The following is a 23,566-nucleotide window of genomic DNA, read 5'->3' as shown; positions in this document are numbered from 1 at the left end:
AGATTTTCAAACGACAATGGAAAAAATATTTAACAACACACAGGTTGCTTTTGCACTAAAAAGCGATACGGAGCTTGACCGAGCTTATTTTCTTTTTAAAATGATTGACAATGAACCTTTGGTGAAAATAGGAACCGCGGTGACTAATTTTGCCCTAAAGGCCCATTTACCGGTAGAAGGATTAATCCGGGCTACGGTATTTGATCATTTTTGTGGTGGTGTAAGTGAAGATGACTGTCTGAAAGTAGTGGACAAAATGTTTACCAAAGGCGTGACTTCCGTTTTGGATTATTCCGTTGAAGGAAAAGAGGACGAAGCGCAGTTTAATGCGGCATTGGAAATGACCTTAAAAACCATTGAATTTGCCAAAGAACGTGAAGCAATTCCGTTTGCGGTATTTAAACCAACCGGATTGGGACGTTTTTTCCTGTATGAAAAATTAGGGGAGAAAAAACAGTTAACACCGGAAGAGCAATCCGAATGGGATAGAGTAGTAGCGCGTTTTGAAAAAGTTTGTCGTACGGCCTACGAAAAAGATGTGGCCTTATTGATTGACGGTGAGGAAAGTTGGATGCAGGATGCTGCCGATTCGTTGGTTGCCGATATGATGCGTAAATACAACAAAGAAAAAGCGATTATCTATAATACGTTACAAATGTACCGTTGGGATCGTCTGGATTACCTGAAAAAACTACATGCGGAAGCGAAAGCAGAAGGATTTCATATTGGAATGAAGATTGTACGCGGTGCTTATATGGAGAAAGAAAACAAACGTGCCGAGGAAAAAGGATATAAATCACCTATTTGTGAATCGAAAGAGGCCACGGATATCAATTATGACAATGCGATCCAATATATGATCGAAAACATTGACATGATGGCGATTTTTGCCGGTACGCATAACGAAAACAGTTCGTACCGTTTAATGCAGCTAATGGAAGAACACCATATTCCGAAACACGATTCCCGTGTATTCTTTGGTCAGCTATACGGAATGAGCGACAATATCAGTTATAATCTGGCAGCAAACGATTTTAACGTATCGAAATATTTACCGTTCGGTCCGGTTCGTGATGTGATGCCGTACCTGATTCGTCGTGCGGAAGAAAATACTTCGGTTGCGGGACAAACCAGTCGGGAGTTAACCTTACTGAAAAACGAAAGAAAACGTCGAAAAATAGAAGATAATTAAGATAGAAAGCCTCCAATTGGAGGCTTTTTTGTTGTATTTCCACCACACCTGACAGGTTTCCAATACCTGTCAGGTATAGCAACGTCAAGCAAGGACAAAAGTGAGTAGATATGGGAAATGAATTGTAAAAACTTTGGAAAAGACGTAAATTAGGTACTATAATTTTATTAGCCATAAAACCTTTAAATACAACCGCCATGAGTTATAGTGCCACAACCATTGCCAACTACTTTATTAAAAAATATGCCACTACCGGAGAATTGACACCTTTAAAATTGATAAAACTGGTTTATGTTTCTTATGGATGGTATTTGGAAACCTTTGAAAGTAAAGCACCATTAGTCAACGAAAAACCACAGGCATGGCGTCATGGTCCTGTTTTTCCTTCTTTATATTATAACTTAAAACAGCACGGTAAAAGTTTTGTCAAAGAGCCTGTCAATTGCCATACAACTGAAGTAATCACCGATGAAGATGCTCGCTTTTTGGATAAAGTTTGGGAAATATACGGGCAAAAAGATGGAATTTATTTGAGTGCCCTTACCCATAAAGACGGAACACCCTGGTCTGAAACCTATCCGAAAGGAGAAAATCTAATAATTCCGGATCCTTTAATTAAAGAGTATTATAAGAAGCTGCTCGAATAATGGGTATCTATAATTTTAGTATGACCCGGTTTCCCCTTGAATTGGATACTACCCGAGCCGAAAATGAAAACAATACCTTATTTAACGCTGTAAAGAGGCGGTATGACGAAACGACCGACTTACGAAATATCCTAGCCAAAGTTTTTACAATACTAATCACATTTTGGCTTTTGGCGGTTATGTTACTACTTACAGGCAATACAGCAACCTATAAACTCAGTGATTCTGTATTGATCACTTTATTAGCAACCACCACCATTCAGGTTTTAGGAATGATGGTGATTATACTTTGTGACTTGTTTCCTGGTGGGAAGAAGGAAAAAAGTAAGGAGTGAAAGATATATACACCTGACAGGTTTTCAAAACCTGTCAGGTGTGATCATATAATGAAATATCATAATTATATTATTGAATGCAGTTATTGATCTAATTTGCTTCAAAAATGATTTATAGGATTAACCTCTATATATGATGGCATTATTTATTGCTTTGATAATCTTTTCGATATATAATTTGTCTTTTGATCTTAGGCTATTTATTTCTCCAGAATTTGTACTGATACGAACAGTAAAGCTATCTTTTATCAAAATATACCATATGATTCCAAGTATTATCAGTAATCCACCGAGTGCCTGTAAATTTGTTGATATAAAAATAATTAATATACCAATAATGGTTATTAACTTGGGACCAAATCTACTTTCTGTTATCTTACTGATTGTAACAGATGAAATGTTTCGCATTGTGTAAGTTTTATTGCCAGTAACATATCTGGATTGGGTTACAAACACATTTGAGTCTTTGTAAAAAACCTTTTCGGAAGTATCTTTTTTGTCCATCAATTATAACAATAATGGTAAATCTATAAAAAAAAGTTTCAATTTACGATTTTTAATTGTCGTGTAATTATTTTTATTCTTTAAATGAGATTTTTTGCGTTTTATTTATATGACGTAAAGTACACTTTACAGGTTTCCAAAACCTGTCAGGTGTGAAAAGCAAAACAAAAAAGCCACTCTAAGAGTGGCTTCAATTCTTTGATTTGAACCAGGTTATTTTATGAGTCGTAACTGTGTATTGATTTTCGGATCGATTAAAGTGGCATATTCCTGTTCGAATTTATCTTTTACAGATTTATCTTTTATTTCTAATTGGTTGGATAAATAATTCAGCTTTCTTTTGTTGAGTTCAATTATTTCGGACCATTCCATAACATAAACTTCAATGTTTTTTTCGGTTTTTCTGTCAAATAAAAAAGGATGGTTTGGGTAACTTTCTCTTCTGGATTTGACTTGCGATTTAGCAAATTTACTTAGTCGTGAAGAAATCAAATAGAGTTTATATTTTACTTTTTCAGCTGGTAATGAAGGATATTCTTCGATAGTGAAAGCATAGGTGTCGATTTGAGCGAGTTCTTTTTTCCCGATAGCACATTTTGGAGATTTTAATTCAACAACCATAATCTCTCTTTCTCCATTATCGTTTATTTTCTCATTCATAAAAAATAAATCGGTAATATTATTAAGCCCTTCAGTTCCTTCTATGATATTTTCATCCTTTAGAGTTGGTTCATAATGTAAATACTTAGTAGTGAGTGTATCTAAAATATTCCCTATTTTTTTGTCCGACCATAAATGAGGTGTTCCGTTGTAATTTTCGCCAAACAACCATAATTCATTTTCAATAATCTTATGTAACTGACTCCTTTCCTTTAGATGCTTTGCAATAGTTCCATAAATAAGTTCATGAAGAAAATTTAGAAACTCCATTTTATCCGAAACCTGGCTTGCAAAATGGATTACATTCTCTAAATCGGTTTTTTGCAGCAAACCATGAAATTTAGTAAGATTCTCGTCCGATAAATCTAGAATTTTGCTAAAAATATATTCGATGTTACCATCGCCAATTGCTTTATCTAATAGTGGAAATAAAAAAGTTCTGATTGAATCATCATTTTCAAGAAGATTGTGTTTATCCTCAATTAAATAGGCTATCTTTTTAAAAACAATTTCATGCGAATCGGTTGTTGGTTTTTTTTCTTTATACGGATAATATTTATCCTTTTCTAAAGCGGTTATAAATTTTTCAAACCGTTTGTTACGAGTCTTGAAGAATGTATTGATGGTATCTTTTATCTGATTTTTTAGATTTTTGATTTCTTCTTCGCCCAACAAGTCTAAATCCAAATTCCGGAATAAGTCGTTATCAAATAAATTCGAATCGATATAAATAAACCAGGTTCCTAAATCTGTAGTGTACCAATCAGATGAAAAAGTAAATTCATGTGCAACCGATTTTATTCCGGCATTTTCCGTTTGAAGGAAAATCTTAACCTTATTTAGTGAGGTATTAACATTATAAAAATAAAAGTTTAAGCCGTATTTTTCACCTTTTCTATTCGTATAATCAACTTTTTGCCGATGTGGTTTTCCGATAACGAAATCTTTTTTATTTAGTTTCTTACCGTTGACATAAAAATATACGACTTCATTAAAAACTTCATAAGGATAATGCTCAAAAATAGCTTGCGGAAATTTTTCTTCCTTAAAAGCTTCTACCAGTAAATCTTTTTTAGGAGTGTTATTGGGACTATTATGATGTAAATTTTCTATTTCAACTTTATAATAGGAGGAAGCTTTTTTTGTATCAAAATATTGATAATCGACTTTAACATCTGTTTTTTCCAATTCAATATCTTTCAGATCGATTGTATCGATTCCAAAAGAGGTTTTACTAAACTGTTTGTTTGCCGGATCGAAAGCTACCGTTTCAATTTTCATCAATTCACCGATCTGAAAAGAACCAAATCGTCCGATTCCCTGGCCTTTTTCTTTTACATCGGTAGCGATTTGTAGAATTCGTTTTTTAAATTCCGAATAAGGAACACCGTGACCATCATCTTCAATCGTAATTTTTGAGATGCCGGATCTAACCGTCGCGGAATCATCATAGGCAATAGTAATCTTAATATTTTTTGCGTTTGCCTGTATCGAATTGTTGATCAGTTCTTTAAAAGCTTTGAAGGTGTCGGAATACTTAACTAAAAGACTTTTTATAACTCTTGTATTCGTAGTGATTTTTTCAGTTACAGTATTCATCCTATTTGTTTTAGCTAAAAATTATGTCGTATAAAGTTATTTATTTTCGAGCAACTTTTCAAGCAAAGCCACTTTTTCTTTTTCGGTTTCGAGCAGCCGCTCGTATAACTTTTTATTTTCTTCATACGATTCGATGAGCTTGTCTATCGGGTTAAAATGGCAATGACTATAATCTCTTGCAGTACCTCCAGTTCCTGATGTATTAATTGTAGAAGTATCGCTACTATTAAAAGTATTCGAAATAATATTCATGGTCATATCTTCGTCAAAATTTTCGATCGCTTCGACGGGCACTTTTAAAGCCGTGGCGAGTTTTTCTAATAGGTCTTTATCGATAATTTCTTTTTGCTCCAGCAATGAAATTTTTTGTTGGTTCCAGTCTTCACCAATTTCATAGGCGAGCGCTTCCTGTTTTATTCCTTGTACTTCGCGGAAGCGTTTTACATTGCGTCCCTGATGTACTTTTGCGGGTGTAGTGGTATTCATGGCGTATATATTTAGTAGGTTAATAATTACTGTAAAATGACAAGATAATCTATATAGCTGTTCGATACGGTTTGTGTCTCGTTTTTTACCCGGATTGCGAGTAGATTACCTAGTGGTCTTTTCGGTGCTTTGTAGTTCGATAGTAAATATAAAAGCCATGAAAAAGACAACTACCAATCGGAATATACGGATTTTAAAAATTTATCCGCAATGTTACCCACGTCGTTATAACGAACATGTTAATTTACCACTTATCCGACTTAGTGGGCGTTGGTTGGAGCAAATTGGCTTCAAAATAGGAGGGCATGTCCAAGTAGTGTACGAATCCGGACGGATGATTATAACGAAAGTAAAACCCTATAGAAAAAAATAAACGGCAGCATTTTTTATTTCTCTATTTTGGGAAATAAAAATAATTACCTACCGATTTAATTCGGTAGTTTTACGGTTTATAACCTGCTTAATTATAAGAATGAAAAAATTAATAAAAATGGTACCGCTGGCATTTTTATTCCTGTTTACAGGATGTGCCAATTATTATTACTTAGGTGGACAACAAAAAGTAGAAACCGACAAACCCTATCAATACAATAAGTTTGTATTGTCTTTTGATAAAGGCCGACAGAAACTTGATTTTTATACCTATGCCGACTATGTTTTCAATAAGATTGAACCGGAATATATCTTTTTTAAAAACCCGGAAATGAAGCGACTGCTACGGTATCGGATGACGCAAAAGCCAACAGAGCAAATGCTGTTTATGTATACGTTTCAACCGACTTTTTCCAATATACTTGGATTTTATTATAAAGGCTTGACTACAGCAGATATAAAAACGAAATATGGCAATAGCTCTCCAAAACAAGTTGATAATCAGCTGTTATTTCAATATACGTTTGAGAAATTCAAGGTTTTCGATTTTTATAAAGATGTCGATGGTGGTGTGGTTCGTTTTATAGCCCTTAATAACCCGGAGTATTCACAGGATCTGGAGTACAAATCATTTAACAGAGAAATCGATAAAATATTTTTTGAAGCCAATGCTTTTTTAAAAGAAGGCGCTATAGAACAGCTTAATTAGCTTTAAAGTATTTCGTCTGTGATAAAATGGTTGTATTTCGCAATTAATAATCTCAATTTGAGAATTAATCATTATTATTTAAGATTGTTGTTATTTTTTTGAGAATTTAATTTTTTAATATTGTGTTGTTTTGTGATTATTTGATTGGGTGTGATTTATAATAACATCTAAGTAATTTTAAATTCGATCAATTGGAAAGAGAAAATAATTTTGATTTTATAAGACTGATACTCGCTTCACTGGTTATTTTTTCACATTCATATCCATTAGCCGGATATACGGAAATTTTTGAACAAATGACCGATAAGCAGCTAAATATGGGCGCTTTTTCGGTAGAAGGATTTTTTATTTTAAGCGGCTACCTGATTATGATTAGCTTACGAAATAGTAAAACGATGATCAGCTATATGTGGAAGCGGTATTTACGACTTTTTCCAGCACTGTTTGTAATGTTAATAATCACCATGTTACTATTAATTGTGGTATATGAAGGGGAAGATCTTTTTGTTCAAAAAGATTACTTTACCTATTTTCGAAGAAACATTACGCTATATCGGGCACAATATCACGTAAAAGGAATTTTTGAAAGCAATCCGTATCCCAGAGCGATAAACGGTAGTCTATGGTCGTTAAGCTACGAGTTTACGATGTATATTATTATGCTGCTTTTATTTCCATTTCGAAAAATGAGAATTGCATTGATACTACTAATAGCCATTTGGTCTTTTTGTGTTTTTGCCAACCATTACAACCCGCTGTTATTTACTGAACTATCTACAAAAATATATTTGAATTCGGATCAGTTTTATCGTTTAGGCGCATTTTTTATGGGCGGTTCTATTCTAAGTTATGTCAACTTAAAAAAAATCAATAAACCCTATATAAAACTCGGACTTTTAATAATACTTATTGGCTCTTTATTTTTTAATTTTTATAAAACGACATCGTATATCGTACTACCATTACTAATGCTGTTGGTGTGTATTTCGTATTCGAAAAAACTAAATTATATACCGCATCGAATTGGCGATATATCCTATGGTGTCTATATTTATGGGTTTTTAGTACAACAAACACTGATGTATTATTATAGTTTTTCGCCAATACTACTCACCTTAATAAGCTTGCCAATTACTTATATAGCCGCTTTTTTGTCATGGCAATATATCGAAAAACCAGCTTTGCAATATAAAAACTTTGTATAATGATTGTCATACAAAGAGACAGATGACGTGGCTTTATCTTTTTTGAAAGGCTTAGCCATCAACAATTATCCTCTGTAAATAATTGCCTCGTTTAAAGCAGAAACGATTTTTTTGATATAGTCTTCGTCGCTCGAAATAATGCTATCTGTTTCGCCGGAATTAGTGCTGATACGAACAGTAAATGAATCTCTAATATTGATATGCCACATGATTCCCACGATAAGTAAAATTCCTCCTATCATTATTTGAAAATCATTTGGTATAAAAAGAGCAATCAAACCTGTTATTATTACGACTCGAGGGTTAAAGCGGCTTTCTTTTATTCTATTAATTGTAACCGATGAAATATTACTTAGCGCATAAGTTTTGTCACCAGTAATATATCTTGATTGCGTTACGGATACAGTAAGATCCCGATAAAAAAAACGCTCTTTTACTTTTTCTTTCATAGTGTTTCTAATTTTATTATGGTAAAAGAAGAGAAATTTGTTTTAGTTTCATTATGGAAACTCATAAACCAAACTATTTATAAAAATCATGTTATTTATTTTTTCCTTATGTTGAGAAAAAAAATATAAAAGGGCATTATTTTTGAGTGAGATCTATTAAATTTATCGCCATGAGAACTTCTATTTTTATACTTTTAATACTACTCAATTTATCCTGTTCCAAAACCAGTCCGGGAATTGTTTGGTATGATCCGATTGTAGTGATGGATATTGATAAAGATTCCGAACACGCCGCTATCAGGGTTGCCCTTGGAATTAGCGCGCAGGTTTTTTATTTGTCTGAAAAAGAAGAAAATTTTACGCAACTTTTAAACGAACTTTCGAATAGTTACCGCAATCAGCTACCTGTAAAGGTTGGAGTTGAAAATGGAACGAATCAGATTAAGAGCGTTTCCCGCACCGATAAAAAATAAAGGCAAAGCAAAACGCAATAGACTAATTAATTGCCTTCCTACTAACAAGGCTTAACAACATATGAAAAAAATAATAGCAGTCATTTTAGTAGTACTATGTAATCCGATTTTACACGCACAAGACAATTTAAATAAAGAATTAAACAAATTGTTTCTGGATTTGAAGTTAGAATTAGTACCCGATAAAATGATGAAAAGTTCCAACTTGAAGTTTGAAAAATTTGTAAGAGACATTCCTGATTTTCAGGATAAAGAAACAATATTTCTTACGGAGTTTACGGAAAACAAAGCCGTAAAATCCAAAATCGTAGCTGGAGAAATTCAGATTATTCAAAGAGATGGGAATATCAAGCAGGGAATATATAGGGTTGTCCAAGACTTAAAATTTCAAACGCTAGAGGATTTACAGTATGAATATAATAGACTTTCGAAGCAATACGAAAAATTGGCGCGTTATATTAAAACCGATACAAATGAAGATGGAAATGAATACTTTATAAATCATATTACTAAAACGATTACTATAAAAGATAAATTAAAAAGTATCAAACTCGATTTCAGTTATTCGGTTCCCCGAAAAAAAGAAACGGGATACCATCTTTTTATAAGTTATAGTTTTTAAAATTTTGGATTGCAATACCTGTCAGCTTTCTAAAACCTGTCAGGTATAAAATATTTACACTACATTTACCACGGCTTTAGGGGTATTCTGAAAAGAATTGAGAGAGTCCCTTTGAACCTGATCCGGTTAACACCGGCGTAGGGAAAAGTTGATCTTCTTTTATTTGTCTTTACCGGGACAACTATTGCCATTTTAGTACCAATCTAAGCAGCCTGGATTCTATTCGGGGTGTGACGCAATAGTAAATCATGAAAAAAAAATATACCTATCCGGTAGTTCTAACCATAGCCGGATTCGACGGAAGCGGTGGCGCCGGAATCCAGGGCGATACCAATACTATCAATGCATTAGGATGTTATCCTACATCGGTGTTAACAGCATTACCGGTACAAAATACGGGTGGCGTAAAAGCGATTCATAGCATTCCGTCGGAGATCGTAGCCTTACAGTTGCAAACGATATTGGAAGACATCCGACCGGATGCGATCAAGATTGGAATGGTGCATACGCAGGAACTGGTAGCGGTTATTGTATCGATGTTACAACAATATCCGGACATTCCGGTGGTATTCGACCCGGTAATGGTCGCTACCAGCGGTCATCGTTTGATTGAATCTGAAACCATAGTTGCAATTGTAGACAAGCTGTTTCCATTGGCTACGCTGATCACGCCGAATCTCGATGAAGCGGCTGTTTTAACCGGAAATCCGATCACCAGCGTAACCGAAATGCAGAAAGCAGGAGCGATGATCATGCAAAAAGGTTGTCCGCATGTATTACTAAAAGGCGGGCATTTGCCAACTACAACACTGACTTCACTTTTATTCGATAAACAAGGTGTGATAGCAACCTATACGTCCGAAAAAATAGCAACCAACAATATGCACGGTTCGGGTTGTACCTTGTCGGCGGCTATTGCGAGTTATCTGGCACTTGGGAACACCTTATCCGACGCCGTTAGTCTGGCGCAACAGTATGTACATCGGGCAATAGCAGAAGGCGCCGATGTTGCAATAGGAAAGGGTAATGGTCCGTTAAATCATTTTTTTGAGCCGCAGCAAAGGGTTAAAAAAGAAAAACCTCGTTACAATAACGAGGCTTCTCCCAAATAACCAAAATAACAAATAAAAAATAAAAAGCTATTTACAATCAGTCTATTGGCTGATGTTTTTTACGGTTAAATACCCAAAATATAATCGGGAATACCAATAACGTCAGTGCGGTAGCGGTCATCAATCCACCGATGATCACAATGGCCAGCGGTTTTTGCGATTCCGAACCAATTCCGGTTGATGTTGCTGCCGGTAATAATCCGATAGAAGCCATTAAGGCGGTCATCACTACCGGACGGGTTCTGATTTTTACCGCTTCCATAATCGACGTGTTGAGATCCATTTTTTCCTTAAGGTTCTTATGGAATTCCGATATCAGGATTACACCGTTCTGGATACAGATTCCGAACAATGCGATAAAGCCAACTCCGGCCGAAATACCAAAATTAATTCCGGTAAGGTGTAAGGCAATAATACCCCCAATCACGGCAAACGGAACGTTCGCTAATACGAGTAGGGAATCTTTTATATTTCCGAACATAATAAACAGCAACACAAAGATTCCGATCAAACTAATAGGTACTACCTGGCTCAAACGTTGTGTGGCACGAACCTGATTTTCAAATTCACCGGTCCAACCGAAATGGTAACCGTTTGGAAGTTCCACGTTTTTATTCACAACCGCCTGTGCATCGGCAATGGTACTACCCAAGTCACGATCGCGGACCGAGAATTTCACCGCGATAAAACGTTTGGTATTATCACGGTAAATAAACGCCGGGCCGGTAATCTTTTTCACAACGGCAATTTCTTTAAGCGGAATTTTAACCCCGTCGATTGTAGGAACCTTAAGTTCTCCCAAATCTTTTTCGTCTTTTCGATATTCTTTGGTATAACGAACCCGAACGTCAAATTTCTTTTCACCTTCGTATTTCTGAGTAGCGGTTTTTCCACCAAAAGCCATTTCCAATACAGCTTGCGCATCGGCAAGGGTAACGCCATAAGCGGCCATTTTACCACGATCCAGGATTACGCTCACTTCCGGTTGCCCTACGTTTCGAAGGATTCCGACGTCTTTAATTCCGTCGATTCCTTTGATTTGTGTCATTACTTTTGCTGCCAGTTCGTCCAGTTTATTCAGATCTTCACCATAAATTTTTACGGCATTAGACGCTTTAAATCCGGCAACGGCTTCGGCTACGTTATCGATAACCGGTTGCGAATAATTATAGGTAATCCCTTGAATCTGTTTTAATTTGGTGTCCATTTGATCAATCAGTTCTTCCTGACTGATATTACGTTTCCATTCTTTTTTAGGATATAAATCCACCTGGAATTGCGCGAAACCGAAACCATTCGGATCCGTTCCGTCATTACTACGCCCGGTTTGCGAAAGTACCTGTTCTACTTCCGGGAAACTTCCCAGTATGCTACGTATTTCGGCCGATATTTTATTACTTTCCGGTAGGGAAGTACTAATAGGCATTTCGGCCGTTACCCACAAGGCGCCTTCGTTTAACTGTGGCAGGAATTCGGTCCCTAAGAATTTCGCCGAAATAAAGGTTAATACCATAAAGGCAATGGAGACAAAAAGGGTTTTTTGTTTGTGTTGGAACGTGAAATTAAACGATTTTTCAACAATTCGGTTCCAGAAATTTACAAACGGATTGTTCTTTTCTTTTACGTTTTTGTTTAATAAAATATGCGACAACACCGGAACCAGCGTCAGGGTAAAAATAAGCGCCCCTAATAACGCGAATCCAAGTGTATAGGCCAATGGCGCAAACATTTTTCCTTCTACTTTCTGGAAGGAGAAAATCGGAATCAAGGCGGTGATAATGATCAGTTTGGAGAAGAAAATCGCTTTCCCCATTTCTGTACCGGTTTTTTTAATCACACTACCGATAGCCAGTTTATTATAGGCTTTCATTCCTTTTTTATGGGCGAGGTGATCGAGTGTCACAAAGATACCTTCGACCATTACGACGGCACCGTCAATGATGATCCCGAAATCGACCGCACCGAGTGACAGTAGGTTGGCACTCATTCCTTTTAACTTCAAACACAGGAAGGCAAAAAGGAGCGATAGCGGGATAATGATGGCTACGGTTAAGGTCGTTCGCCAGTCGGCCATAAAGAGGAATACGATCACGGTTACGAAAATGATTCCTTCAAACAGGTTGTGCATTACCGTAGCGGTCGTAAAGTTCATCAGATCGTCACGATCGTAAAACGTTACCATTTTAATATCCTTTGGCAATACCGTTTCGTTAATTTCGTTGATTTTCTCTTTGATGCTGGTCAATACTTCTTTCGGGTTTTCCCCTTTTCGCATTACAACGATACCTTCAACAACATCACTGTTTTTATCCAACCCAACCTGACCCACACGCGGATAGGAGCTTTCGGCCACATCGGCCAGGTTTTTTACCAAAACAGGATTACCACCGGCATCGGCTACGATGATATTCTGAATGTCTTCGATCGAACTCAGCAATCCCACACCACGAACTACGTAGGCCTGACCGTTCTTTTCGATCACATCACCACCAACGTTCAGGTTACTTTTATTTACCGCGTCGAATACTTCCAACGGCGTAATATTATATTTGGACAAACGTCCCGGATCGACACTAATTTCATAGGTTTTTTCCTGTCCACCAAAGGCTACGATATCGGCTACACCCGGAACGGCACGTAACTGGCGATCGATTACCCAGTTTTGATAGGTGAGTAGGTCGCGGGTATCCCGATCCTTACTTTTTAAGACATAACGGAATACTTCCCCGGTTGGGCCATAAGGCGGCTGCACATCCGGATCGACACCATCGGGTAGGGAAACAGTTCGCAGCTGATTATTGACCTGTTGACGGGCAAAAAAGTCGTCGACATCATCTTCGAAAATAATTTTGATCACCGAAAGACCAAACATCGTAATACTTCGAACACTCGTCTTTTTCTGAACGGAATTCATCGCGATCTCGATAGGAGTCGTTACAAAACGCTCGATTTCTTCGGCACTTCGACCGTTCCATTCGGTAACAATAATGATTTGCGTATTGGTTACATCGGGAAAGGCTTCGATGGGCATGTTTTTAAAGGCGACAAACCCGGAAATGGCGAGAATACCGACCCAGAAAAACGTAAATGCTTTATTCTTGAGGGAAAAAGCAATAATATTTCGGATAAATTTATTCATATCTATTCATTTAGGGCGCCGTACACTAACAACTGGTTTTGGGTCATTACATTTTCTCCTTCGTTGATACCGCTTGAAATATAAGCCGTATCGCCAACCTGACGGAAAACTTCCACTTGTCGGGCTTCGATATTATTTCGGTCTTTATAGACGATCACAAAATTTTTGCTTTTGTCGAAAATTACTGCCGAAGCCGGAACTGCCAGCATTTTTTTCTCGCTTTCCATATAGGAGATTTTAATGGAAGCGCGCATTTCCGGTTTTAAAACATATTCCGGGTTGTTTAACTTGATCAAAACTTTCATGGCTTTGGTATCCGGATCGATAATATTAAAAATCTTATCCACTTTACCGTTAAAAACCTTATCCGGGTAACTTAATGTGGTTACGGCTGCATTTTCGCCCAGTTTGATCTGGTTGATATCCGTTTCGGTTACATTGGCAATCGCCCAAACATCATTGATCTCGGCGATGTCGAATATATTGTCGCTTCGGTCATTACGTAGTAACATATTTTCGTTGATGTCTTTCTGGATGATAAAACCACTCAACGGCGAACGCACTTCATAAATAGCACCCGATTTGATATTGTAAATTTTATAGGTTTCCTGAATGCGTTGTAATTGCGATTTAGCCTTATCGTAGTTGCTTTTGGCTTCCAGTACATCGCGTTCGGCATTTAATTTTCCTTCGAATAATTCCTGAGCCACTTTAAGATTGTTTTTAGCCACGATCACATCGTTTTTGGCATCGTCCAGTTCTTTTTCAAAATCGGCTACTTCCGTACTTCGGATGGTTGCCAGCAACTGTCCTTTTTTAACATAATCGCCCAATTCCACATATACTTTAGCTACGCTACCGCCAACAACCGGGAATACCTCAATGGTTTTGTTGTTGTCGGTTGTGATTTTTCCGTAATAATTCAGTTCGTTGCGAAGCGGTTCTAAAGTCACCGGAGCGGTTTTGGTCGTTTGCAGCATTTTATTGCTCAGCACAAAAGTTTCTTTTATTTCCGCTTTTTTTTCTTTGTCCTGACATGAAATTAAGGTCAGTAGCGACAGACAGGTTATTATTGGATATTTCATATTAGAAGATAGTTGAATTGGTGATATGATTGATTTGTTCTCCGGACAGGATCAGTTGTTTGCGCATTTCGTTTAACTGCAGTGTGCTTTGGTTATAGCTTTCCATAAAATCGGTAAACTCCAATAGCGAAATATTACGACGCTGAAAGTTCATTAATACGCCTTTATATACCAGATCGAGATTCTCGTTTATGGATTTCGACAGCGACGTATATTCTTTTTGCTGTTCCTTCCAGATCGAAAGCGAACTGTTTACTTGCGTCTTTAATTCAAGCGTTTTTTGATCTTTATTTACTTTAGACTGACCTAATTCGGCTTCCGCTATTTTGATATTACCTTTGTTTCGGTTCCAAAGTGGTAGTGGAATACCCAGGGTAAAGTTCACCTCATTTTTAAAAGCACCACCCACCTGATCGTAGGCCAGACCAGCTGTAATATCCGGTACCGATAATGATTTTTGAAGCTTTACAGCCAATTCCTGGTTTTCAACCTGTTTTAGAACACTGAGGTATTCCGGGTTTTTTTCCTTGGCGATGTTAAATAATTCACTTTCGGCATATTTCGGACTATTGAAAGTTAGCATTAGTTCACTTTCATCGGCCGATGGCATTAGCTCTTCATCAATACCGGTCAGAATATTTAATTTTTGTTTGTTTTCGGTAATGTCTTTTTGGATGGCAATGCGATCGTTTTTAAGATTTAGCAATAAGGATTGCAGGCGTACCACATCTTTTAAAGGAACATTACCTTTATCGGCCTGTATTTCGTAGGATTCCAGAAGGCTTTGGATTTGTGCTGTTTGCGATTCGATACTGGCAATTTTCTTCTGATCGAAAAAAACGGCATAAAAGCTTTGCCGCAGTTCGTGTTTCAGATCCTGCATTAATTCTTCAAATTGCAATTCGGCCAGTGCCACATTGGATTTTGCGAGTTTGATTTCATTGCGTTTTTTACCGCCAATATGAATCAACTGATCTACAGCAACGGCTTTTTGTCCGTTTTTGCCCACGTCGAAATACCGTTTGTCTTCTGGATTCAGAGCGTTAAAAGCCAATGACATATTAGGATGATCCCAGATTCGGGCCTGAATAACAGCCGCCTGTGCCGCAGTGATATTGTATTGTTCGGCCAGTAACTGGAAATTGTTTTTCTGCATGGCATCTTCACAGTCTTTTAGCGTAATACTTTTTTGTGAAAAGACCAACTGGAAAAACAGCAGTGATAGTATAAAAGGAGCTACTTTCATCTATAAAGAGTTTAATTTGTTACAAAGATGCGGGCAGTAACCTTAAAACAGCCTTAAAGCCGACCTTAAAAAAAGCTTAAAAAGGTATAGATGAATCGGGAAAAGGTGTTTTAAACCGGGAAAGTAAGTGTGAATTCGTGTTGTTCGGATGCGTCCTCGTATGTATAAGCCAATTTTGCCTTATGCAGATCCAGAATACGTTTGGCGATGCGAAGCCCCAAACCGGAACCCTGAATTTTTTGATTTTTGGTTCCGCGAACAAACGAGTTGAAAATTTTCTTTTCTTCTTCGGGGGAAAGTTTTTCTCCTTTATTGATCAATCGGATCTGAATATGCCCCGTTGGATTGTCTTCAATGATCACATTTACTTTACGGTCGTACGAATAAAGATAAGCATTTTTAAAAAGATTGGCGAAAACGATCTCTAATAATGAGGTTATCCCTTTGATTTCCAGATCAGATTCGGTGTTTTCGATTTCAAAGTTCATTTGAAAGTCCGGGAAGTTTTTAATCGTTTTTTCATACACCTGAAAAATGATTTCGTCAATGCGCACTTGTTGGAAATTGACGCCAAAATTGGACGCATTGATTTGTGCCAGTAGTAATAAAGAGTTGATCAAATCGGATATCTGATTGACATCCTTGCTCATATTGTTCAGATAATTCAAAGTATTCTCACTATGACCGCCTTGTTGTATCAGATTTTCCAGTTGTAAGGTTAACCGACTAATAGGTGTGCGCAATTCATGAGACGCATTTGAAGTAAATTCTTTTTGTGCCAGATAGGAACGCTCGATTCGCAGCAACATCTGGTTAAAAGCTTTGGAAAGTAAATTGATCTCATCCGATTTGGACGATTCGATGATTTGCGTATTTAATTTGTTAATCGAAATACTGGTGATGATCTTTTGGAAATTATCAAGCGGTTCCAGTGATTTCCGAATCAGGAAATAGGTGGTAACCCATACCAGCGTGGTTCCGATAAAAAACGATAGGATCAGAATCTGGTATAAAAATTCCAGTTTACTCATTCCGGATTTGTCTTCGGCGGCAATAATGATATAATAATCGGTATTGTTATAAATGTGAAAAACACCTAATACATCTTTCTCTTTTTCGATCGTATAAACCCGTTTGTGTTTTTTTATTTTCTGCAGAAAATTGACGTCCCATTTTACAGAAGCGTCGTCGATACTACTATAAATCAGTTTGTAATTGCTATCAAAAATCAGTGTTTTTTCATTGTAAAGTTTATTGATTGTATTTTGATCGATAAGCTTTAAAATCTGATTGTCAACATCTTTTACTTCAAGTAATAGTTTAGTGGTAGTTAAGGCTTTTTCTTCGAGACGTTCCATAAACTCTTCTTTCCGAAAGGTCGAGAATGAGATATAGATAAATATAGCCGATATCCCGTAGATTACGGAAAACGCAATACTGACATTTACGGCTATACGTCTCTTTAACGTCATCTTATTCGTCTTTTAGATAATACCCAAAACCCGGTCGGGTATGAATGAGTTTATTCTCGTGGTTTTTATCGATTTTTTTTCGAAGGAAATTAATATAGACTTCGATGGTATTCAGGTTGGTATCAAAATGAGAATCCCAAATCTGTTCCGAGATGGTTTGTTTGGAAAGTGTTCTGCCTTTGGCTTTGGCCAGTAATAACAACAGCTGGTATTCTTTTTGCGTAAGTTCAACAGTGGTACCGGCTCGTTTTACCGTCATCGAAGTAGGCGCGATTTCAAGGTCGTCAATTACAATTATTTTTTCTTCGTTTTGCGGTGTAGTACTACGACGTAACAGGGCTAAAACGCGAATCAGTAGTTCTTCCAGATGAAACGGTTTTACCAGATAATCGTCGGCACCCAATTGGAACGCATCCATTTTGTCGTTCAGATCGCCATAAGCACTGATCATCAGGATAGGAGTCGTCTGATCGGTTTCCCGAATCTGACTGCATACGTCCAATCCGTTGATTTTAGGGACGTTAATATCCAGTAGGTAAATATTGTATTGTCCGGAACGTAATTGGCGGAAAAAGACCTCTCCGTCGAATACGCAATCACACGCAATGTCCTTTGTTTTTAAAAAGTCACTGATTTCTTTTGAGAGTACTAAGTCGTCTTCCAGTAGCAGAATTTTAATCATTTGATGGCGGCTGTCAGATAAGAATAGTAAAAGTAGGAAAGTTATGCGATTCTAAAAAATAATGCCCGGAATAATGTGCTATGTATTTGTTCCGCACAGCTGCACAATCATTTTACAAAGCTGCTTTGGTTCAAATGGTTTGATAATGATACCGTTCATATCCGCAGCATATACCTGTTCGGAAATTTCCTGTTTATCGAAAGCGGTTAGTGCAATAACCGGAATGGTGATTCCCAGTTCGCGGATGCGTTTGGTAGTTTCAAAACCGTTGATAGCCGGCATATTAATGTCCATTAACACCACATCGAAGGTTTCTTTTTGCAAAAGATCCAGGGCGTGGAAACCGTTATCGACAATGACATTCGGGAAATTATTGTCGTCCAGGATTTTTTTGGTCACAATCTGATTGATCTTATTATCCTCGACAACCAATACGCGGTAGTTTTGTTCCAAAGCGTATTCCACTTCGAGATTGTCGGTATAATATTTGATTTGCTCCGGATCCGAATCAAAGCCAATAACAACCGTCATGGTCGTTCCAACGTTTTCTTTACTTTTAATGCTGATTTCCCCGTTAAAAAGGGTAACCAGTTGTTTTACAATTGGAAGTCCGAGACCGGTTCCCTGATAATCGTCTTCTTTGCGTTCGATCTGGACAAATTTTTCAAAAACCTTTTCCTGATCTTCTTCGGCTATACCAATCCCATTATCGATTACTTCAAATTTGATATAATAAATCGTGCCTTCAATTTTTTCAATTTGCGCGGTGATTTTAACGCGACCTTTATGTGTGAATTTAAGTGCATTTCCGATCAGGTTCATAAAAATCTGAGATAGACGTACCCGATCGCCAATCAATAGGGGGGGGATATCTTCGTCTACTTCAAGTAGCAATCGGTTTTTGTTTTTTTCAGCCAGAAACATCAAACTGTCGGTTACCAGATGTAAGTCCTCGATAATGTTAAAAGCCGAATTTTCCAGTTTGATTTTATTTTCATCAATTTTATACACCTGTAAAATATCGTTTACCAACGACAATAAATATTTGGCCGAAAATTTTAAGGATTTCAGATACGAACTTTCCGAAAGCTCTTTGTGTTCGTCGGTAATAATATCGGTAATTCCCACAACACCATAGAGTGGTGTCCGCAATTCATGACTAATCGTGGAAATAAACTGCGATTTGAGTTGCGAAACCTCTTCGGCCTGCTCTTTGGCTTCTTTTAATTGTTTATTGGCAATTTTAAGCTCGTTATTGATCTTTTTACGGATTTCATTGTTCTTGTATAACGAAAAGAGAAATAACAACAGAAAGATAAGCGTAATGATAAACAAAACCACAATAATACGCGATTGCTGTAAACTTCTGGCTTGAAGTTGTTTTTCACTTTCAATTTGCGACACAAGTCTTTTGTATTCATCCAGTTCAATCTGACTACCGGCTTTTTTTACTTCGTTGATGCGCTCTTCGTTATAAATCTGCTCTTTTGTTGCCGTATATTTTTCAAGATAAAAATAGGCATTTTCAAAATCTTTGATCTTAAAATAATACTGAGAAAACTCTTTGTAGAGATCACAGGCATTGGTTTGCAGGAATTCCACCTTGTTTTTTTTACAAAGCTCCAGCGCGGTTTTGTAAAAAGCTTCTGCTTTTACAAAATTGTTGGAATGGGTGTAATAGGAGCCTAACAACGAATTAAGGGATATCTGGGCTTCCAATGCGGTGCCTTTCTGGATCTGTTTTTCCAGTCCGACCAGGTATTTGAATCCTTCTTTGTATTTTTTGATTTCGAAATAGGCACTGGCGATATTCAACCGCGTATAGATGATTTCGCTGCTATCCTTTAATTTTTCGGAATAATAGAGTCCGATTTTATAATGTTCAATTCCTTTTTCAAAATCGAGTTTATGGTAACAGTAAGCGCTGGCCAGATTGTTGTGCAGCCAGTCTTTTATGGTATCGTTATCGGTTTGATTGGCGTAGCGAAGTCCTTTTTCATAATACTGCACTGCTTTTTTAAAATCGGAAAATTCCTCATGGTTAAGTCCGATAATATTATAAGCTTTAGCAATCAGTACTTTATCGTTAATCTGGTAGGCTTCGTTGAGTGCGTTTTTAGCTGAGATAAGTGATTTTTCACATTCCAGATTTAACATATGATTGCTTGCCTTAGCGATCATTTTAGAAATCTCTTTTCGGGTCATCTCTTCTGTTTGGGCAAAAGCAAACTGAGAAGACAACAGCACTAATAGAAATGTACGTAATGGCTTGTTAGTCATTGATCACTTAAAAAACTACTGTTATAATTACACAGATCCGTATTTTGTTAAAAATCGTAATTATTTGGCATAACAATATTAGTACAAAAATACTATAAAGAGAATGTTTTGAGAATTAAATTGTTCTCATTATGTGAGAATTAATTTTTTCTCACTTTTTTTAAGACTAAAATTGTTTTTTGTTAAAAAGTTTTTAAATGTTTATATTGAACTGTTATTATTTAAAAAAAATTAACAGTTTTATTTTAATTTAAGTAGTTATTCGATTTGTGATTATTTGTCTTTATGTCAATATGTAAGAAATGAGATAAAATTTAATGGCATAAATTGAATAAAACTGTTTTTTTTCGGACTAGTATTGGGAATGTAAATTAGAATAAAAAGGATTCTGGAGCAAAATGTACTCATTTTGGATGTATCGATTGCGGGATGATGGTATTTCAAATAAAAAAATCCTGTAAAAAATACAGGATTTTAACGAAATGTTATTGAGAATATTAGTATTTCCCGCTGAGTAATTCGCCTCCGATTGCTGATTTGGCTTCCAAACCTAATTTTTTCATCATCTCGTAGGTGGTACAAACAGCCGCCGAAGTAACCGGAATTCCGGTTTCTTTTTGAATTTGATCAATTGCTTCGAGTGAAGGCATTTGTACGCAGGCCGAAGCAACGATAACATCTACACCGTTCAGATTAAGTCTTTTGTATATTTCCAAAAGATTCATCGGATCCTGAGCCGCAACTTCAAGATTGTCTGGTATTTCCAACGCAATGGAATCGACTACTTCAAAGCCTTGATGTTCGATATAATCCACCACCAAATCGGTTAACGGACGCATATATGGGGTGATCACGGCGACTTTTTTGGCACCAAGTACTTTTAATCCGTTGATCAAAGCTCCGGCACTGGTTACTATTGGTGTAGGGAAGTTGTTTTGTACCGTTTCCTGATGCAGGTTTACTTCCGAAACACAATGGTAACCACGTCCCATACTCATAATGGCAACCAGACAGGCATAGCCCATTACATCGACATGAGCATCGGATAATTCCTGAGCACATTTCAGGCTCATGGCATCCATGGCTTCCAACTCTTCTTTGGTTACTTTTTTCATTCGCATCCGACTCGAATGAAATGTAAAACGTTCCGGTAACAGGGTTTCACGGGAACGGAAAATAGCCGGGATTTCGGTTTCCATCGTAATATTGGAACTGGGAACAATCTGGCCGATTCTGTATTTTTTCATTATATAAAAGTTGTTCTTTTTTAGTTTAACTTTTTGATAGTATTCGTTATAGTTCCTATTTTTTCAACTGTAGCTTTAACGATATCGCCATCCCACATCCATTCCTGAGGAGCTCTTCCGGCGCCTACACCAGCCGGTGTTCCGGTAGCAATGATATCGCCCGGTTCAAGGGTGAAAACCGTACTTAAATCTTCAATCAGATCATTAATGTTAAAGAGCATAAATTTGGTGTTGGAGCTTTGTTTTTCAACACCATTTAGCGTCAAGGAAAGGTTTAGGTTATGTGGATCCGGAATTTCATCTTTGGTCACCAAAACCGGTCCCATAGGCGCAAAGGTATCTTGTCCTTTTGAAACGATCCATTGTCCGGAACGACGACAATCCCGTGCGCTAATATCGTTGATCACCGTATAACCGAAAACATGATCCAAGGCTTCTTCTTTCGGAACATATTTGCCTTTTTTTCCGATGATCACCGCTAATTCCACTTCCCAGTCCAATTGCTGCGTTAATTTCGGGTTATGGATGATATAGTCATCGGTTCCGATAACGGCCGTTGGTGGCTTTGAAAAAATAACGGGTTGTTGTGGTAATTCTTTGGAAGTGTCGAGTGTACGGGCACTTTCGGCCACGTGTTCGGTATAATTAAGACCAATTCCGATGATGTTTTTACGCGGTTTTGGAATCGGAGCTAAAAAGGTAACATTTGACAAAGGGTAGTAGCAATTGCTTTTTTCTTCGTCTGTTAAGCTGTCGATTAATTGCTGGATACGGTGTACCTCATCCAATCCGGCATCGATCAATTCCAGCATCGTTAACGGCAGGGTTTCTTCTTTGATTTTGGCAACATCTTCCAGGTCAATCATATGATTGTCCTGAACAACTCCCAAACGGGGAGCGGTATGGTTAATTCTGTAGGTAGCGAGTTTCATTTATAAATTATTTACTATTTGGTATCCGTTATTGTCGGTATAAGCTTGTTCCTGATAGAGGCCTAATGATTTGATCACTGGAAGGTCGTTAAACGAAAATAAACAGGCATCTTCGGTTTCGGAAAGATTTACGTGTTCGTGGAAAACCCAGGAAGGTACGCAGAAAATATCCCGTTCTTTCCAGTCGTATCGTTTTCCACCGATAATGGAATAACCGTTACCTTTGGCACATTGGTACACGATCGATCCGGTATGTTTGTGGGCTTTGGTATGTTGGCCCGGGCGTAACAATTGCATGGACGCACCCATGGTTGGCATAACCGGTCCACCGGTTAGCGGGTTGGTGTAATCCATGATGATGCCGTCGTAAGGTGAACCTTCGTTTACTTTTTCGGCTTCCAGTAATGCCGGATAAACCGATGTCCATGAATATTTAAAAAGGGGAGAATAGGGTTTGTTCCAAACGGTATCGGCGGGAATTAGTCCCGCTCCGCCATAGGTTAACGGGGAATAATTCAAAGGTGCTTCGAGCGGTTGCTTACCGTCAAAAACGGCATAATCGTTGGCTTCTAAAGCATTTACTAGCGGAATATCTAATCCGTCCTGCCAGATACAGGTTTTTCCGTTTTCCGCTACACCGTGTTCGTGCCAGGTGGAATTTGGAGTGATCACAAAATCGTTTACTTCCAGCATAATTTTATTACCGTCTACAACGGTATAACCACCGGAGCCTTCCATAATAAAACGAAGTGCCGATGCTTTGTGTCGGTGTGCCGAAGTGCTTTCTCCGGGACGGGTAACCTGTATTCCGGTGTACAGCCATCCAACGGCCGCACTTACGTCTTTGCGTTTGTCATTGACCAGATAGACCACACGACGTCCGGCTTGTTCGGGGGTTACGAGCTCGGATGATTTTAAGACCAGTTCGCGCAGGTTTTCGTATTTCCATAGCATCGGAACGGAAGACGTTCGCGGTTCCCAGGGTTCAATATCGTTAGCAACGGTCCATAAGGCACCGGCACCAAGTGTTTCCAGTTCTTTATAATAGGCTTCGAGTTCCGGGGTGTCTTTTACCCGGGCTCTCCCGATGACGTCATCATTAAATTGATCTTTCATGG

22 protein-coding genes and 1 riboswitch are annotated in these 23,566 nt (G+C 37.6%); of the genes, 9 read left to right on the top strand and 13 right to left on the bottom strand.

Annotated elements, in window-relative coordinates; translation table 11 throughout:
* Nucleotides 1-16 precede the first annotated feature (16 nt).
* The 3 genes from ABFU83_RS06610 to ABFU83_RS06600 all read left to right on the top strand — a co-directional run bounded on the left by ABFU83_RS06610 (nt 17) and on the right by ABFU83_RS06600 (nt 2,174).
* Nucleotides 17-1,192 (top strand): proline dehydrogenase family protein, encoded by a 1,176-nt coding sequence (locus ABFU83_RS06610; RefSeq protein ID WP_347069751.1) that lies wholly within the window; start codon nt 17-19, stop codon nt 1,190-1,192.
* Between the two features lie 197 nt (nt 1,193-1,389).
* Nucleotides 1,390-1,839, top strand: a complete 450-nt coding sequence (locus ABFU83_RS06605; protein ID WP_347069750.1) for a type II toxin-antitoxin system antitoxin SocA domain-containing protein — start codon at nt 1,390-1,392, stop codon at nt 1,837-1,839.
* Between the two features lie 20 nt (nt 1,840-1,859).
* On the top strand, nt 1,860-2,174 hold the full coding sequence (locus ABFU83_RS06600) for a hypothetical protein (RefSeq protein WP_347069749.1): 315 nt from the start codon (nt 1,860-1,862) through the stop codon (nt 2,172-2,174).
* A 120-nt stretch (nt 2,175-2,294) separates the two neighbouring features.
* On the opposite strand, the gene ABFU83_RS06595 is transcribed toward ABFU83_RS06600, so the two are convergent.
* From ABFU83_RS06595 to ABFU83_RS06585, 3 genes are all read right to left on the bottom strand, one after another.
* Entirely contained in the window at nt 2,295-2,678 is a 384-nt protein-coding gene (locus ABFU83_RS06595) for a DUF6232 family protein (protein ID WP_347069748.1), read from the bottom strand.
* A 213-nt stretch (nt 2,679-2,891) separates the two neighbouring features.
* Complete coding sequence (locus tag ABFU83_RS06590; protein WP_347069747.1) at nt 2,892-4,937, bottom strand: ATP-binding protein; 2,046 nt, start codon at nt 4,935-4,937, stop codon at nt 2,892-2,894.
* A gap of 36 nt (nt 4,938-4,973) precedes the next feature.
* Nucleotides 4,974-5,423: a helix-turn-helix transcriptional regulator gene (locus tag ABFU83_RS06585; RefSeq protein WP_347069746.1), complete on the bottom strand. Its 450-nt coding sequence runs from the start codon at nt 5,421-5,423 to the stop codon at nt 4,974-4,976.
* Between the two features lie 157 nt (nt 5,424-5,580).
* On the opposite strand from ABFU83_RS06585, the gene ABFU83_RS06580 reads away from it, so the two are divergent.
* The 3 genes from ABFU83_RS06580 (at nt 5,581) to ABFU83_RS06570 (ending at nt 7,709) form a co-directional block, all read left to right on the top strand.
* The gene (locus ABFU83_RS06580) at nt 5,581-5,796 is read left to right on the top strand and encodes a SymE family type I addiction module toxin (protein WP_347069744.1); all 216 of its coding nucleotides are present in this window, start codon (nt 5,581-5,583) and stop codon (nt 5,794-5,796) included.
* A gap of 99 nt (nt 5,797-5,895) precedes the next feature.
* Nucleotides 5,896-6,504, top strand: a complete 609-nt coding sequence (locus ABFU83_RS06575; RefSeq protein ID WP_347069743.1) for a hypothetical protein — start codon at nt 5,896-5,898, stop codon at nt 6,502-6,504.
* Nucleotides 6,505-6,695: 191 nt separating this feature from the next.
* Nucleotides 6,696-7,709: an acyltransferase gene (locus tag ABFU83_RS06570; RefSeq protein ID WP_347069742.1), complete on the top strand. Its 1,014-nt coding sequence runs from the start codon at nt 6,696-6,698 to the stop codon at nt 7,707-7,709.
* Between the two features lie 65 nt (nt 7,710-7,774).
* On the opposite strand, the gene ABFU83_RS06565 is transcribed toward ABFU83_RS06570, so the two are convergent.
* Nucleotides 7,775-8,158, bottom strand: coding sequence for a DUF6232 family protein (locus tag ABFU83_RS06565; protein ID WP_347069741.1), 384 nt, complete (start codon nt 8,156-8,158; stop codon nt 7,775-7,777).
* A gap of 170 nt (nt 8,159-8,328) precedes the next feature.
* Here ABFU83_RS06565 and ABFU83_RS06560 point away from each other — a divergent pair, with 170 nt between their 5' ends.
* The 3 genes from ABFU83_RS06560 to thiD all read left to right on the top strand — a co-directional run bounded on the left by ABFU83_RS06560 (nt 8,329) and on the right by thiD (nt 10,365).
* Complete coding sequence (locus tag ABFU83_RS06560) at nt 8,329-8,631, top strand: hypothetical protein (protein ID WP_347069740.1); 303 nt, start codon at nt 8,329-8,331, stop codon at nt 8,629-8,631.
* Between the two features lie 61 nt (nt 8,632-8,692).
* Nucleotides 8,693-9,253, top strand: a complete 561-nt coding sequence (locus ABFU83_RS06555) for a hypothetical protein (RefSeq protein WP_347069739.1) — start codon at nt 8,693-8,695, stop codon at nt 9,251-9,253.
* A 68-nt stretch (nt 9,254-9,321) separates the two neighbouring features.
* A riboswitch (TPP riboswitch) is annotated at nt 9,322-9,414 on the top strand.
* Between the two features lie 87 nt (nt 9,415-9,501).
* Nucleotides 9,502-10,365, top strand: a complete 864-nt coding sequence (gene thiD / locus ABFU83_RS06550) for a bifunctional hydroxymethylpyrimidine kinase/phosphomethylpyrimidine kinase (protein WP_347069738.1) — start codon at nt 9,502-9,504, stop codon at nt 10,363-10,365.
* A gap of 37 nt (nt 10,366-10,402) precedes the next feature.
* On the opposite strand, the gene ABFU83_RS06545 is transcribed toward thiD, so the two are convergent.
* The 9 genes from ABFU83_RS06545 to ABFU83_RS06505 all read right to left on the bottom strand — a co-directional run bounded on the left by ABFU83_RS06545 (nt 10,403) and on the right by ABFU83_RS06505 (nt 23,564).
* Entirely contained in the window at nt 10,403-13,504 is a 3,102-nt protein-coding gene (locus ABFU83_RS06545) for a CusA/CzcA family heavy metal efflux RND transporter (protein WP_347069736.1), read from the bottom strand.
* 2 nt (nt 13,505-13,506) lie between these two features.
* Nucleotides 13,507-14,589: an efflux RND transporter periplasmic adaptor subunit gene (locus ABFU83_RS06540; RefSeq protein WP_347069735.1), complete on the bottom strand. Its 1,083-nt coding sequence runs from the start codon at nt 14,587-14,589 to the stop codon at nt 13,507-13,509.
* A 1-nt stretch (nt 14,590) separates the two neighbouring features.
* The gene (locus ABFU83_RS06535; RefSeq protein ID WP_347069734.1) at nt 14,591-15,835 is read right to left on the bottom strand and encodes a TolC family protein; all 1,245 of its coding nucleotides are present in this window, start codon (nt 15,833-15,835) and stop codon (nt 14,591-14,593) included.
* 110 nt (nt 15,836-15,945) lie between these two features.
* A complete protein-coding gene (locus tag ABFU83_RS06530) occupies nt 15,946-17,307 on the bottom strand; it encodes a HAMP domain-containing sensor histidine kinase (RefSeq protein ID WP_347069733.1) in 1,362 nt (453 codons plus the stop codon).
* Between the two features lies 1 nt (nt 17,308).
* Complete coding sequence (locus ABFU83_RS06525) at nt 17,309-17,989, bottom strand: response regulator transcription factor (protein WP_347069732.1); 681 nt, start codon at nt 17,987-17,989, stop codon at nt 17,309-17,311.
* 78 nt (nt 17,990-18,067) lie between these two features.
* Nucleotides 18,068-20,269 (bottom strand): ATP-binding protein, encoded by a 2,202-nt coding sequence (locus ABFU83_RS06520; RefSeq protein WP_347069731.1) that lies wholly within the window; start codon nt 20,267-20,269, stop codon nt 18,068-18,070.
* 497 nt (nt 20,270-20,766) lie between these two features.
* Entirely contained in the window at nt 20,767-21,516 is a 750-nt protein-coding gene (locus ABFU83_RS06515) for an Asp/Glu racemase (RefSeq protein ID WP_347069730.1), read from the bottom strand.
* Between the two features lie 20 nt (nt 21,517-21,536).
* Complete coding sequence (locus tag ABFU83_RS06510) at nt 21,537-22,448, bottom strand: fumarylacetoacetate hydrolase family protein (protein WP_347069729.1); 912 nt, start codon at nt 22,446-22,448, stop codon at nt 21,537-21,539.
* Complete coding sequence (locus tag ABFU83_RS06505) at nt 22,449-23,564, bottom strand: cupin domain-containing protein (RefSeq protein ID WP_347069727.1); 1,116 nt, start codon at nt 23,562-23,564, stop codon at nt 22,449-22,451.
* Nucleotides 23,565-23,566: the final 2 nt, after the last annotated feature.

This window comes from Flavobacterium sp. WV_118_3 (assembly GCF_039778605.1).
Lineage (GTDB): Bacteria > Bacteroidota > Bacteroidia > Flavobacteriales > Flavobacteriaceae > Flavobacterium.
This window is presented reverse-complemented; position numbering and strand designations above follow the sequence as displayed.